The 12,379-nt window shown below is 61.6% G+C and carries 13 protein-coding genes and 1 pseudogene; 5 read left to right on the forward strand and 9 right to left on the reverse strand.

Translation table 11 applies throughout. The features are described from left to right. Positions 1-170: 170 nt before the first annotated feature. Together J3Q04_RS06710 and J3Q04_RS06715 are read left to right on the forward strand one after the other, a co-directional pair. A complete protein-coding gene (locus tag J3Q04_RS06710) occupies positions 171-1,502 on the forward strand; it encodes a dicarboxylate/amino acid:cation symporter (RefSeq protein ID WP_420767470.1) in 1,332 nt (443 codons plus the stop codon). Positions 1,503-1,810: 308 nt separating this feature from the next. After that, positions 1,811-2,992: a CaiB/BaiF CoA transferase family protein gene (locus tag J3Q04_RS06715; protein WP_434607316.1), complete on the forward strand. Its 1,182-nt coding sequence runs from the start codon at positions 1,811-1,813 to the stop codon at positions 2,990-2,992. Between the two features lie 120 nt (positions 2,993-3,112). On the opposite strand, the gene J3Q04_RS06720 is transcribed toward J3Q04_RS06715, so the two are convergent. Both J3Q04_RS06720 and J3Q04_RS06725 read right to left on the reverse strand, forming a co-directional pair. Further along, positions 3,113-3,607, reverse strand: coding sequence for a SprT family zinc-dependent metalloprotease (locus tag J3Q04_RS06720; RefSeq protein WP_030142420.1), 495 nt, complete (start codon positions 3,605-3,607; stop codon positions 3,113-3,115). Between the two features lie 170 nt (positions 3,608-3,777). Continuing rightward, entirely contained in the window at positions 3,778-4,380 is a 603-nt protein-coding gene (locus tag J3Q04_RS06725; RefSeq protein WP_039591896.1) for a Yip1 family protein, read from the reverse strand. A gap of 318 nt (positions 4,381-4,698) precedes the next feature. Here J3Q04_RS06725 and ttcA point away from each other — a divergent pair, with 318 nt between their 5' ends. Both ttcA and J3Q04_RS06735 read left to right on the forward strand, forming a co-directional pair. Then, positions 4,699-5,523, forward strand: coding sequence for a tRNA 2-thiocytidine(32) synthetase TtcA (ttcA, locus tag J3Q04_RS06730; protein WP_030142418.1), 825 nt, complete (start codon positions 4,699-4,701; stop codon positions 5,521-5,523). A 66-nt stretch (positions 5,524-5,589) separates the two neighbouring features. Next, positions 5,590-6,264, forward strand: coding sequence for a DNA-3-methyladenine glycosylase I (locus tag J3Q04_RS06735; protein ID WP_420767466.1), 675 nt, complete (start codon positions 5,590-5,592; stop codon positions 6,262-6,264). A 114-nt stretch (positions 6,265-6,378) separates the two neighbouring features. Here the strand turns inward: J3Q04_RS06735 and J3Q04_RS06740 are convergent, their stop codons facing one another. From J3Q04_RS06740 to arsC, 3 genes are read right to left on the reverse strand one after another with little or no spacing between them, the layout of a single operon-like run. Further along, entirely contained in the window at positions 6,379-6,804 is a 426-nt protein-coding gene (locus J3Q04_RS06740; protein WP_434607309.1) for a DUF2069 domain-containing protein, read from the reverse strand. After that, positions 6,797-7,402, reverse strand: coding sequence for an NAD(P)H:quinone oxidoreductase (wrbA, locus tag J3Q04_RS06745; protein WP_420767464.1), 606 nt, complete (start codon positions 7,400-7,402; stop codon positions 6,797-6,799). The genes J3Q04_RS06740 and wrbA overlap by 8 nt, the downstream gene beginning before the upstream one ends. Further along, positions 7,399-7,752, reverse strand: a complete 354-nt coding sequence (arsC, locus tag J3Q04_RS06750) for an arsenate reductase (glutaredoxin) (RefSeq protein WP_434607305.1) — start codon at positions 7,750-7,752, stop codon at positions 7,399-7,401. The genes wrbA and arsC overlap by 4 nt, the downstream gene beginning before the upstream one ends. A 104-nt stretch (positions 7,753-7,856) precedes the next feature. Here arsC and J3Q04_RS06755 point away from each other — a divergent pair, with 104 nt between their 5' ends. Continuing rightward, positions 7,857-8,324 carry a TlpA family protein disulfide reductase gene (locus J3Q04_RS06755; RefSeq protein WP_434560205.1) on the forward strand — a complete coding sequence of 156 codons (468 nt, stop codon included), beginning with the start codon at positions 7,857-7,859 and terminating at the stop codon, positions 8,322-8,324. A gap of 54 nt (positions 8,325-8,378) precedes the next feature. On the opposite strand, the gene J3Q04_RS06760 is transcribed toward J3Q04_RS06755, so the two are convergent. The 4 genes and pseudogenes from J3Q04_RS06760 to J3Q04_RS06775 all read right to left on the reverse strand — a co-directional run bounded on the left by J3Q04_RS06760 (position 8,379) and on the right by J3Q04_RS06775 (position 12,246). Continuing rightward, positions 8,379-8,783, reverse strand: a complete 405-nt coding sequence (locus J3Q04_RS06760; RefSeq protein WP_420767461.1) for an META domain-containing protein — start codon at positions 8,781-8,783, stop codon at positions 8,379-8,381. Further along, positions 8,783-9,217 (reverse strand): hypothetical protein, encoded by a 435-nt coding sequence (locus J3Q04_RS06765; RefSeq protein WP_434607300.1) that lies wholly within the window; start codon positions 9,215-9,217, stop codon positions 8,783-8,785. Before J3Q04_RS06765 ends, J3Q04_RS06760 begins: the two co-directional genes overlap by 1 nt. Before the next feature lie 186 nt (positions 9,218-9,403). Continuing rightward, positions 9,404-9,511: pseudogene (locus J3Q04_RS06770) on the reverse strand (2-hydroxyacid dehydrogenase); the annotation flags it as partial. Beyond that, positions 9,496-12,246 carry a response regulator gene (locus J3Q04_RS06775; RefSeq protein WP_434560203.1) on the reverse strand — a complete coding sequence of 917 codons (2,751 nt, stop codon included), beginning with the start codon at positions 12,244-12,246 and terminating at the stop codon, positions 9,496-9,498. The pseudogene J3Q04_RS06770 and the gene J3Q04_RS06775, both read right to left, overlap by 16 nt. Positions 12,247-12,379: the final 133 nt, after the last annotated feature.

Genomic DNA, 12,379 nt, shown 5'->3' on the forward strand with positions numbered 1-12,379 from the left:
CGCGGGTTGTAGGGCATTTCTTAAAAATGGCACGGGCCTTGCGATGTCCTGTGCAGGTCTGCCCCGTGCAGCCGACAAAACAAATCCCTCCAGTGCAGGAGGGTTCGCAATTGAGGTGTCGTGGACAACAGGTGGATGTTGTCATACGGGACTCTTGAGGAAGGTTTGCCATGACGACTCGTCAGCCCTTGTACAAATCCCTGTATTTCCAGGTAATCGTAGCCATTGCCATCGGCATTTTGCTCGGCCACTTCTACCCGCAGACCGGCGTTGCCCTCAAGCCGTTCGGTGACGGGTTCATCAAGTTAATCAAGATGGTCATCGCCCCGATCATCTTCTGTACCGTCGTCAGTGGTATCGGCGGCATGCAAAACATGAAGTCGGTCGGCAAGACCGGCGGCTACGCGCTGCTGTATTTCGAAATTGTCTCTACCATTGCCCTGCTGATCGGCCTGGTCGTGGTCAACGTCGTGCAACCGGGCAACGGCATGCACATCGACGTAACGACCCTGGACACCAGCAAGATCGCCGGCTTCATCAATGCCGGTAAAGACCAGAGCATCGTTGCCTTCATTCTCAACGTGATCCCTAACACCATCGTCGGCGCGTTCGCCAACGGTGACATCCTGCAAGTGCTGATGTTCTCGGTGCTCTTCGGTTTCGCCCTGCATCGCCTGGGTTCTTATGGCAAGCCGGTGCTGGACTTCATCGACCGTTTCGCCCACGTGATGTTCATCATCATCAACATGATCATGAAGCTGGCCCCGATCGGTGCGTTCGGCGCCATGGCCTTCACCATCGGCGCCTACGGTGTCGGTTCGCTGGTGCAACTGGGCCAGCTGATGATCTGCTTCTACATCACCTGCGTGGTCTTCGTGCTGGTGGTGCTGGGCGCCATCTGCCGCGCCCACGGCTTCAGCGTGGTCAAGCTGATCCGCTACATCCGTGAAGAACTGCTGATCGTGCTGGGTACCTCCTCCTCGGAATCGGCCCTGCCGCGCATGCTGATCAAGATGGAGCGCTTGGGTGCCAAGAAATCCGTGGTGGGTCTGGTGATCCCGACTGGCTACTCGTTCAACCTCGACGGTACTTCGATCTACCTGACCATGGCCGCGGTGTTCATCGCCCAGGCCACCGACACTCCAATGGACATCACGCATCAGATCACCCTGTTGCTGGTCCTGCTGCTGTCGTCCAAAGGCGCTGCCGGCGTGACCGGTAGTGGTTTCATCGTGCTGGCGGCAACCCTGTCGGCCGTGGGCCATCTGCCTGTGGCGGGCCTGGCGCTGATCCTGGGTATCGACCGCTTCATGTCCGAAGCCCGTGCCCTGACCAACCTGGTGGGCAACGCCGTTGCCACGATCGTGGTCGCCAAGTGGGTCAAGGAGCTGGACGAAGACCAGTTGCAGACCGAACTGGCCTCCGGTGGTCGCGGTATCTCCGACGTGCGTGAAGACGACGACGCGGTTGCAACGGCCGAAACCGCGCTGCCAACCAAGTAAGCTTCAGCCCGTAACAAGAAACCCGCTTCGGCGGGTTTTTTGTTGGGCCGTGCTTTCCGGGTGAAGTGCTTTTTGTGGCGAGGGAGCTTGCTCCCGCTGGGTTGCGGAGCGACCCCAGGATGTACCTGCCACTGAGGGGCTTCGTGTAATACGCAGGGGGCTGCTGCGCAGCCCAGCGGGAGCAAGCTCCCTCGCCACGACGGCCCTCTGGATTGAGCGGATTTGTCAGCCTAAACGACACGCTTGGTAATTGCCTCAACGCAAGCCCCTGCCTAGTCTTGGATGCACATCCGAAGCGGAGATTTTCCATGCAAGGCCCACTGGCATCGCTCAAGGTACTGGATTTCTCGACCCTGCTGCCGGGGCCGTTCGCCTCGCTGTTGCTGGCAGACATGGGCGCCGAGGTGCTGCGGATCGAGTCGCCGGACCGTCCGGATCTGTTGCGGATTCTGCCGCCCCATGACCAGGACGTCTCGGCCAGCCATGCCTACCTCAACCGCAACAAGCGCAGCCTGGCCCTGGACCTCAAGCAACCGGCTGCGCTGGAAATCATCAAGCGACTGTTGGACGACCATGACATCCTGCTCGAGCAGTTCCGTCCCGGCGTGATGGAGCGATTGGGGTTGGGGTATGAAGCCCTGAAGGCGATCAATCCGCGGCTGATCTATGTGTCGATTACCGGCTACGGCCAGACCGGCCCCTATCAGGCGCGTGCCGGTCATGACATCAACTACCTGGCATTGGCGGGTCTGGCGAGCCACACCGGGCGTGTCGGCAGCGGGCCGTTGCCGATGGGGATGCAAGTGGCCGACATCGCCGGCGGCTCTTTGCACGGGGTGATCGGGCTGTTGGCCGCGGTGATTGCACGTCAGCAGACCGGGCAGGGGCAACACTTGGACGTGAGCATGACCGATTGCGTCTTCAGCCTGAACGCACTGGCTGGCGCCGGTTACCTGGCCTGCGATGTGATGCCTGGGTGGGAGAATCATGTGCTCAACGGCGGCAGCTTCTATGACTATTACCGTACACGCGACGGGCGATGGATGTCGGTGGGCAGCCTGGAGCCGGTCTTCATGCGGGCCCTTTGCGAGACGCTGGGGCGGCCGGAACTGGCGGTCCAGGGGCTATCGCCCAACCTTGAACAGCAACAGGCCCTCAAACTGGCATTGCAAGCCGAGTTCGAGAAACACGACTTTGACGAGCTGTGCCGCTTGTTCGCGAGGGTCGACGCCTGCGTCGAGCCGGTGCTGAGCCTGGAGGAGGCCGTGGGGCATGCGCAATTGCAGGCTCGGGAATTGGTCAAGCAGGTGCCCCGAGGGGATGGTTCGACTCAGGCGCAGATGGCCTGTCCGTTGAAGTTTTCCGAAGGACTGCCCGAGCCTCGGCATATCGGCGCGAGGCTGGGAGCGCACACGGACCAGGTGTTGGGGGAGTTGGGGTTCAGTGAGGAGCGGATTGCCGGGCTGCGTGATGACAGGGTCGTTGTGTAGCGTCCTTTCTGGCCTCATCGCGAGCAGGCTCGCTCCCACAGGTGATTTGTGAACGCCGAAAATCCAGCGTGGTAGCGAGCCTGCTCGCGAAAGCGTCAGCCTGGACACTACAAGAAACAGCTACTCGACCCGCGTCTCCCCACTGAACACCAAAGTATTGCGGCAGCTACGGCACAAGTACCGCCGCCCCTGGCGCACCAGGCGGTGGCGTTGCGCCGTGAATGGGAAGTCGCTGCCGTCGCAAGGGCATTTGTAGATGTACCGGGTTGCGGTACGGCGTTTGATCTCGTAGGTGTGGCAACGGTTGGGTGGCAGTTCGTAGACCCCACGCATGATCAGTTGCCATTCCTCTCCATGGGCCTGGATACGGTCGCCAAACAGTTGGTGGGCGATCAGGTGCGCGACCTCATGGGCCACCGTCTGCTTGAGGAAATCCTCGGCGTTCTCCTGGTACAGCTGTGGATTGAAGCGCAGCAGATTTTCATGAAGGTGCGCGACACCGGCCTTTTGGCCGCGCAACTTGAGGCTGACCACCGGACGTTTGAAAGGACGTTTGAAAAAGGATTCAGCTTGTTGATAACACTCTTCGACGCGGGTATTGAGTTGCTCGAGCATGCTTTACGGGTCTCCAGAAAGCCGAGTATGCCGCAAGCGTTGGCCGTTGCGAATCGTTGAGGCGCCCAGCGGTCGTCCAGGCAGAACCACGCACAGAGGAAGGCCGCCTTGCGGCGGCCTGTGGTGGCAGATCGATTTTGGTTGGAGAGCCTTAATCCTTCAATAATCCTTCAATTGGTATAGACCGGGCCCACGCCCAGCCCCCAGACAATCACCGTGAACGCCATGATTGCCACCAGCACCACCAAACCCACGGCCAGCACCGAACTGGAAAACAGGAAACCTTCGTCCTGAGGGATGTTCATGAAGGTCGGCAGCCCTACGTACAACAGGTAGACCGTGTAGCAGATCGCCGCGGTCCCGACGATCATCCCCAGCCACATGTGGGGATAGAGCGCCGCCAGGCCGCCGATGAACAGCGGTGTCGCGGTGTACGTGGCGAACGCGACGCAGCGAGCCAGGCTCGGATTGGCGTCATAGGTGCGAGCCATCCAGTGGATGAACGCTCCCATCACCGCCACGCCGCCCAACATGGCCAGGTAAGACATGATGGTCATCCACAGGGCGCTTTCCTGGGTGAGCATGACCGGTGGACGATTGCCGATGACCCATCCTACCTGCGTGGTACCGATGAACGCCGATACCGCCGGGATGGCCGCCAGGATCAGCGTGTGGGTGAGGTACATGTGGCTGATGCTTTCCTCCTGATCGCCACGGATTTCCTTCCATTCTTGATCAGGGTGGGTAAAGAGCCCCACGACATGATGGATCATAGTCAGTCACTCCTTTGTTATTGCCATCGCCCCCCAACGGAGCGCCTACGAGCCAATTGGCCAGGTAAGTAAAGGTCTGTAAGTGTGTGCGACCTTATGCCGCAGTATAGGAAGGAGTGGCCCTCAAGGGGATGGGGCGCTTAGAGCAAATCGCGCTGTAGCGGGGAACGCTAATCGCCGTTAGGTCTGTGCGCAGGGTTGCGCAACCCGACGGGGATAAATCCCCTCGCCATAAAGGCACCTGTCGTCAGCCTTCGCCGACAGCCAGTTTTTTGCGTAAAATGCCGGCCTTTCGTCACACCTCACGGATTTCGCGTCATGGGCACTCTTACGGTCAACCAGAACAAACTGCAAAAGCGCCTGCGCCGCCTGGCCGGTGAGGCGGTCGCCGACTACAACATGATCGAGGACGGCGACAAGGTCATGGTCTGCCTGTCCGGCGGCAAGGACAGCTACACCTTGCTCGACGTGCTGATGCATTTACAGAAGGTTGCACCGATCAAGTTCGACATCGTCGCGGTCAACATGGACCAGAAGCAGCCTGGGTTCCCGGAACATGTGCTGCCGGCCTACCTCGAGTCGCTGGGCGTCGAGTACCACATCGTCGAGAAAGACACCTATTCGGTGGTCAAGGAACTGATTCCCGAAGGCAAGACCACTTGTTCGCTGTGCTCACGCTTGCGCCGCGGAACGCTCTACACGTTCGCCGACGAGATTGGCGCGACCAAAATGGCCCTGGGTCACCACCGCGACGACATCGTCGAGACCTTTTTCCTCAACATGTTCTACAACGGCTCGCTCAAGGCCATGCCACCCAAGCTGCGGGCCGACGATGGGCGCAACGTGGTGATTCGCCCGTTGGCGTATTGCAACGAGAAGGACATCCAGGCCTATTCGGATTTCAAGCAATTCCCGATCATCCCGTGCAACCTGTGCGGCTCCCAGGAAAACCTGCAGCGCCAGGTGGTCAAGGAAATGCTCCAGGAATGGGAGCGCAAGACTCCGGGCCGTACCGAGAGCATTTTCCGCGGGTTGCAGAACGTCATCCCGTCGCAACTGGCGGATCGCAACCTGTTCGACTTCACCAACCTGCGCATCGACGAAAACGCCACGCCGCGGTTCGTCAATGTGGTGAACCTGTAAGGTTGCCAACCGGTTTTATCCACGGCGCTTGCGAGCGCCGTTTCTTTTTCAATACCAGGAGAGGGCATGCGCGATTACAAGTGGCTGCACGAGTATTGTCTGAACCGCTTCGGTTCGGCGGCTGAACTGGAAGCCCACCTGCCTGTACCCAAGACCCCGGCGCAACTGCGCAAGATCAGCGACGACCGCTACCTCTCGACCATGGCCCTGCGGGTGTTTCGCGCCGGGCTCAAGCACAGCCTGGTGGACGCCAAGTGGCCGGCGTTTGAAGAGGTGTTCTTCAAATTTGATCCGGAGAAAGTCGTGCTGATGGGCGCCGAGCACCTGGAGCGGCTGATGCAGGACGCGCGGATCATTCGCCACCTGGGCAAGCTCAAGAGCGTACCGCGCAACGCGCAGTTGATCCTGGACGTGGCCCACGAAAAGGGCAGCTTTGGGGCGCTGGTCGCCGACTGGCCTGTGACTGACATCGTGGGCCTGTGGACTTATCTGAAGAAACACGGCCATCAACTGGGCGGCCTGTCGGCACCGCGTTTCCTGCGGATGATGGGCAAGGACACATTCGTGCCCAGTTATGACGTGGTAGCGGCGCTCAATGCCCAAGACATCATCGACAAAGCCCCCACGAGCCTTCGGGATCTTGCGACGGTGCAGGCAGCTTTCAATCAGTGGCACGAGGAGAGTGGCGGGCGGCCGATGTCACAGATTTCGATGATGCTGGCTTATACCGTGAATCATTGAGACCGGGTTGCGGCCATCGTCGGAACGCCGCCCGGAGCAAGCTCGCTTTCACAGGGGATTTTCGGCGTTTACAAGTCCACTGTGGGAGCGAGCCCTTCTCGCGAAGGCGGCGTATCAGGCGACGGCGATATCGCCTTCGCCAGCCAACCGCCGCTTCAACTGAAACCGCCAGCGTACGTACAGCAACGCCGAGCAGAACACCGCCACGCTCGCTGCCATTTCCAGCAAGCCGAACACATGCCGGTTCGGATCGTAGGCGGCCAGGGCGCCCTTGATGAAATACAGATTGACCACGAAACACATCCAGGAATGCCCGCGGGCGCTGCCGCTGAGCATGCCCGGCGCGAGGATCAGCAGGGGCACCAATTCGATCAGCAAGATCACCCACGGGCGCGCGCCGTGCAGGTCGGCGATGAGCAAGTAATACGCGCTGAGCAACCCCACCAAGCCGAAAAAGCACAGCAGGCTGACGGCGCGGGCGATGCGTACGCGTGGCTCCAGCCATTGGATGGGCGGCAGGATTTTCGGCTTCTTAGCCACGGCCGTTCTCCAGCAACAGGGCGGTTTTCGCCAGGCGCAATCCCAAGGCGCGGCACAAGGCAACTTCGTGTTCGTTCAAGCCGCTTTTGCCATCGGCGCCAGCATGGTGGCTCGGCCCGTAGGGCGTACCGCCGCCCTGGGTATCGATCAAGGCTGACTCGCTGTAAGGCAGGCCGGTGATCAGCATGCCGTGATGCAGCAGTGGCAGCATCATCGATAACAAGGTGGTTTCCTGGCCGCCATGCAGGCTCGCGGTGGAGGTAAACACGCCGGCGGGCTTGCCGACGAGGGCTCCGGTGAGCCAAAGGTTGCTGGTGCCGTCGAGGAAGTATTTCAGCGGCGCGGCCATGTTGCCGAAACGGGTCGGGCTGCCGAGGGCCAGGCCGGCGCAATTTTTCAAGTCATCGAGCGTGGCGTACAGCGGGCCTTGTTCCGGAATGTCCGGCGACACCGCCTCGCACTCGGCGGAGATCGCCGGCACCGTACGCAACCTCGCTTCCAGGCCGGCCTGCTCGACGCCCCGGGCAATCTGCCGGGCCATTTCGTTGGTGGAGCCGCTGCGGCTGTAATACAACACCAGGATGTACGGCGTGCTCACGGCAGGATCTCCAGAATCTTTTCCGGCGGACGGCCGATCACGGCTCTGTCGCCGGCTTCGAGGATCGGCCGTTCCATGAGCTTTGGATGGGCGACGATGGCAGCGATCAGATCGTCCTCGCCCAGGTTCTCGTTGGCCAGGTCCAGCGCCTTGTACTCGTCCTCGCCGGTGCGCAGCAATTGCCGCGCGCTGATGCCAAGCTTGCCCAGCAAGGCCTTGAGCTGCTCGGCGTCGAGCGGGGTTTCCAGATAACGAATGACAGTGGGCGTCAGGCCGCGGGCCTCCAACAGTTCCAGCGCACCGCGGGATTTGGAGCAGCGCGGGTTGTGATAAAGCGTCAGATCAGTCATGAGCAGGTCGCATCTTGCGTAAGGTGGCGGCTATTCTACTGTGCAGCGCGGCGCCTAGCACGTGATGGGCGGCCAGCGTTCACATTTCAGACAAGGATTGGCACATGACAAGGCGATTGGCGGCGGCACTGGCTTTTTTCGGCATTCTATTGCTCGCCGGCTGTGGAAACGATTATGGGGTGGACCAGAACGGCCAGCCGATCGCTTCGAAGCGGTTGGACAAACAATGGGTGGTGCTCAATTACTGGGCCGAATGGTGCGCACCCTGCCGCACTGAAATTCCGGAATTCAACGCGCTCGCCGAGCAGCTCAAGGGTCGAAACGTGGGCGTGTTCGGTGTCAACTTCGATCAGGTACAGGGTGAAGAGCTCAGGAGCGCCAGCGAAAAAATGGGGATTCGCTTCAGCGTATTGGCCCAGGACCCGGCCGAATTCTTCGATATCCCTCGCAGCGAAGGATTGCCGGTGACCTACATCATCGATAACCAGGGCAAGGTGCGTGAGCAATTGCTTGGGGAGCAGACGGCGGCGGCGGTGATGGCGAAGCTGGAGGCGTTGCAGGCGCTGAAATAGCGGGTTCAGTGGCGAGGGAGCAACTTCCTCGCCAGTGCCTGGTCAGGCAAGGCTTCAGCCTTCCTCCAACCACCAGCGCAGCGGCTTGCCCTGGGCGGGCCAGAAACGCATCTGTTCGATGGGGGAAACATCCCAGCGTTCGACTTTCTGTAGCGCCTGCAAGAATCGCGTCTCCTGCTCCATCACTGCCGGGGGGCAGAGTTTGCGGGTGCTGCCGATCTTGCCGAAACTCAGCCGGTCGCCTTCCAGGGTGTAGGGCGCAAACCAATGGTTGCAGCCGGCATTGCCATAGGCCCGGCCATCATCGCCGAGGGTGATGGTCAGGTGGCTGTAGTCCATCAATGGCCGCTCACCGATCCATTCAAGAATATAGCTGCGGTTTTGCTGCAGCTGCACCGGATCGGCGGCGCAACCCATCAGGCCAGCGCCGACCAGCGTGGCCAGGAACAGGCGTTTCATCAAGCGGCTTCCTGGCATTGGGGGCACAGATGCCTCTCGCCGACCGTCTGCCAGCCCAGCTCGGCAATGCGCGCGGTGGCGGCCGGTTTCTGGGCCTTGGTGCCGAGCTTGGCATCGACGGCGAATTCGAAGCTCAGTTCCTTGGTGCAGCGGTCGCAATTGACCTGCCAGGTGTGGATCGCCAGTTCGCCGAATACCGGGCCGGTAGTCATGGCGGTCCACTGGCCCATTGGCTTGAGCAGATGGCGAACGGTGTCCACGGTCAGGCGCATGGACAGGTCCTTGCTGCCCTTGAGGGTCACGAGCAATACGTCGTTGGCCTGGATCGAACCGCCATTGCCAGTGACCTGGTAACGGCCTGGGGCCAGGGCGCGGACCTCGGTCAAGGTGTGCTGCGGGTTCATCAGGGTGTAGCGAAAATCGTGTTCGGCCATGGGTCCTCCAAATAGGCGCGACATGCTAGCACGGGGCATGGCTGGGGCATGGACTCGATGAAAGGTTGGCCGACGAAACTCCATTCACTGTGGGAGCCAGCTTGCTCGCGATAGCGGTGTGTCAGTCACTTCAAAGCTGGCTGATCCATTGCTATCGCGAGCAAGCTCGCTTCAAAGAAAGGCGAGTCAGCTATCTATCAGGTTCTGCGGCGCGCCGGCGGCCCAGGCTGCGATGTTATCCAGTGTGGTCGTGGCGATGGCGGCCAACGCTTCGTGGGTCAGGCACTGATGCGAGCCTCGCTGGCCAGGCGATTGATGGCCAGCTCCAGGTCTTCCAGGGCCGCCGCGGCCTTCGGATCCTTCTGCTTGAGCAGGGTTTCGCTGCGCTGGCAGGCCGCGCGCAGTTGCGGTACGCCGCAGTAGCGCGTGGCACCGTGCAGGCGGTGGACCCGCTCGATCAGGGCGTTGTGATCGTTGGCTTCGCTGGCCTGGCGAATCGCCTCCCGGTCGGCTTCGAGGGATGCCAGCAGCATCGCCAGCATATCCGCCGCCAAGTCGGCCTTGCCGGCGGCCAGGCGCAGGCCTTCTTCATGATCGAGCACCAGCAGCTCACCGCTGCGATGGGCGTCCGCGCCCCGGTCCGGCACCTGGTTGCGCAAGGCCAGGCCGGTCCATTTGAGCACGACCTGGGCCAGCTGCCGCTCGCTGATGGGCTTGGTCAGGTAGTCATCCATACCGCTTTGCAGCAGGGCGCGTTTTTCGTTGGCCATGGCGTGGGCAGTGAGGGCAACGATCGGCAGCGGTGTGCAATGCCGCTCACTTTCCCATTGGCGGATCGCCTCGGTGCTCTGGCGACCGTCCATGCCGGGCATCTGCACATCCATCAGGACCAGGTCGAAGGTTTCCTGTTGCACCGCCTCGACCGCGGCGTACCCGCTTTCCACCGCCAGCACCCGGGCGCCCAGGTCCTCGAGCAGGGTTTGCACCAACAGCAGGTTCGCCGGGTTGTCGTCCACGCACAGCACCTTTGGCGCTCGGCTGGCCACCGGTTCATTGGGTTCGTTGCGCGTTGGGCGCGGGTTGACCAGGTCGGAAAGCGACCGCCGCAACTTGCGCGTGCAGGCCGGCTTGGCCTGCAATTGGCTGTGGGGGTTCGGGACGGAGAGGTGGTACAGCGTTTGTTCGGTGGTAGGGCACAGCACGAGGACTTTGCAGCCCAGGTGTTCCAAGTCCCAGATGTGCTGGTTCAAGCGCTCGGGTGGCATGTCGTTGCTGGTGATGCCGAGCACCGCCAGGTCGATGGCCTGTTCGGTCTGGTGAGCAACCGTGACCCCGTTGGTCAGGTTCTCCAGCGTGTTGAACGGCGTGACCTGCAAGCCACAGTCTTCGAGCTGGTGCTGCAAAGCCTGGCGCGCCAACTCGTGATTTTCCAGGACGGCCACCCGCCGGCCCAGCAACGGCGGGCCGGGGAGATCCTCGGCGTCGTCGCGGGTCTTGGGCAGGCGCAGGCTGATCCAGAACTCCGAGCCTTCGCCTGGCGTGCTGTCCACGCCGATCTCGCCGCCCATCTGTTCCACCAGCCGCTTGGAAATCACCAGGCCCAGCCCGGTGCCGCCGGGTTGCCGGGACAAGGAGTTGTCGGCCTGGCTGAACGCCTGGAACAACGCGCGAACGTCCTGGCTGGACAGGCCGATACCGGTGTCCTGGATGCTGATGCGCAGCTGCACGCTGTCTTCGTGCTCGTCTTCGAGCATCGCGCGGGCGACGATGGTGCCTTCCCGGGTGAACTTGATGGCGTTGCTCACCAGGTTGGTGAGGATCTGCTTGAGACGCAGCGGGTCGCCCACCAGCGACAGCGGCGTGTCCCGGTAGACCAGGCTCACCAATTCCAATTGCTTGGCATGGGCGGCGGGGGCGAGGATGGTCAGGGTGTCCTGCAACAGGTCCCGCAAGTTGAACGGGATGCTGTCGAGCACCAGCTTGCCGGCCTCGATCTTCGAGAAGTCGAGGATTTCGTTGATGATGCCCAGCAGGCTGTCGGCGGATTTTTCGATGGTGCCCAGGTAGTCGAGCTGGCGCGGGGTCAGTTCGCTTTTTTGCAATAGATGGGTGAAACCCAGGATGCCGTTGAGCGGCGTGCGGATCTCATGGCTCATGTTCGCCAGGAACTCGGATTTGATCCGGCTCGCTTCCAGGGCTTCCTTGCGGGCCAGGTCCAGCTCGATGTTCTGGATCTCGATGGTTTCCAGGTTCTGGCGCACGTCTTCGGTGGCCTGGTCGATGCTGTGTTGCAATTCCTCCTGGGCGTTCTGCAAGGTCCCGGCCATGCGATTGATGCCCGACGCCAATTCATCCAGCTCTTGACTGCCCAGCGGTGGCAGGCGGGTTTCCAGGTGCCCATCCTTGAGCTGCGCCACGGCCTGCTTGATCTGGCTCAGCGGACGGTTGATGGTGCGGCCCATGCGCAAGGCCAATAGCCCGGTGCATCCCAGCCCGGCGGCGATCAGGAGCAGGCTGGCGAACAGGCTGCGGTAACCGCGCAGCAACATGCCGCTGTGGGACAACTCCAGCTCGACCCAGCCCAGCAGGCGGTCGGCCTCTTCGGGGATCAGTTCGCCGGCCAGGTTGCGGTGCTTGCCGAACACCGGCAGCAGGTAGCGGGTGGCGTCGTTGCCGGTGCGTTGCAGCAGTTGACTGCTGTTGCCTTCCGGTGCCCGGTTGAGCATGGTCGGGCCGGCGTGGGCCAGCGGAGCGCGGTCGGGGGCCAGGAAGGTCACGGCCCGGACATCGGCTTGCTCGAGGGACTGGGTGGCGATGCGCTCCAGCAGTTCGGTGTCTTGGCGGCTAAGGGCGGGGGCGACCAGCGGCGCCAGCTGTTCGGCGATCATTTCGCCCCTTTGCAGCAGTTGGGCGTGCAGGTCCGATTGCTGCATCCAGGTGAAATAGCCGCCCAGAACCAGCGCCATCAGGCTGGTTGGCAACAGGGTCAGCAACAGCACGCGGCCTTTGATTCCCAGTTTCTTGAGCACACCTTGTCTCCTGCATCCAGCGGTCTGATTGAGCTTTGCGCGCATCCGGCACGCAACACCTGCGCAGTGTAGCGATTTGCAGGCGAGCCTTCTCCGTAAAATTCATGTCGCCGTGCATCCGCGTCGCTGCCAG

Source organism: Pseudomonas sp. D4-21 (assembly GCF_051132125.1).
GTDB lineage: Bacteria > Pseudomonadota > Gammaproteobacteria > Pseudomonadales > Pseudomonadaceae > Aquipseudomonas.

Coding starts and splice junctions, on each gene's coding strand:
- J3Q04_RS06710 (WP_420767470.1), top strand. CDS start 171: ATGACGACTCGTCAGCCCTTGTACAAATCCCTGTATTTCCAGGTAATC.
- J3Q04_RS06715 (WP_434607316.1), top strand. CDS start 1,811: ATGCAAGGCCCACTGGCATCGCTCAAGGTACTGGATTTCTCGACCCTG.
- J3Q04_RS06720 (WP_030142420.1), bottom strand. CDS start 3,607: ATGCTCGAGCAACTCAATACCCGCGTCGAAGAGTGTTATCAACAAGCT.
- J3Q04_RS06725 (WP_039591896.1), bottom strand. CDS start 4,380: ATGATCCATCATGTCGTGGGGCTCTTTACCCACCCTGATCAAGAATGG.
- ttcA (WP_030142418.1), top strand. CDS start 4,699: ATGGGCACTCTTACGGTCAACCAGAACAAACTGCAAAAGCGCCTGCGC.
- J3Q04_RS06735 (WP_420767466.1), top strand. CDS start 5,590: ATGCGCGATTACAAGTGGCTGCACGAGTATTGTCTGAACCGCTTCGGT.
- arsC (WP_434607305.1), bottom strand. CDS start 7,752: ATGACTGATCTGACGCTTTATCACAACCCGCGCTGCTCCAAATCCCGC.
- J3Q04_RS06755 (WP_434560205.1), top strand. CDS start 7,857: ATGACAAGGCGATTGGCGGCGGCACTGGCTTTTTTCGGCATTCTATTG.
- J3Q04_RS06760 (WP_420767461.1), bottom strand. CDS start 8,783: ATGAAACGCCTGTTCCTGGCCACGCTGGTCGGCGCTGGCCTGATGGGT.
- J3Q04_RS06765 (WP_434607300.1), bottom strand. CDS start 9,217: ATGGCCGAACACGATTTTCGCTACACCCTGATGAACCCGCAGCACACC.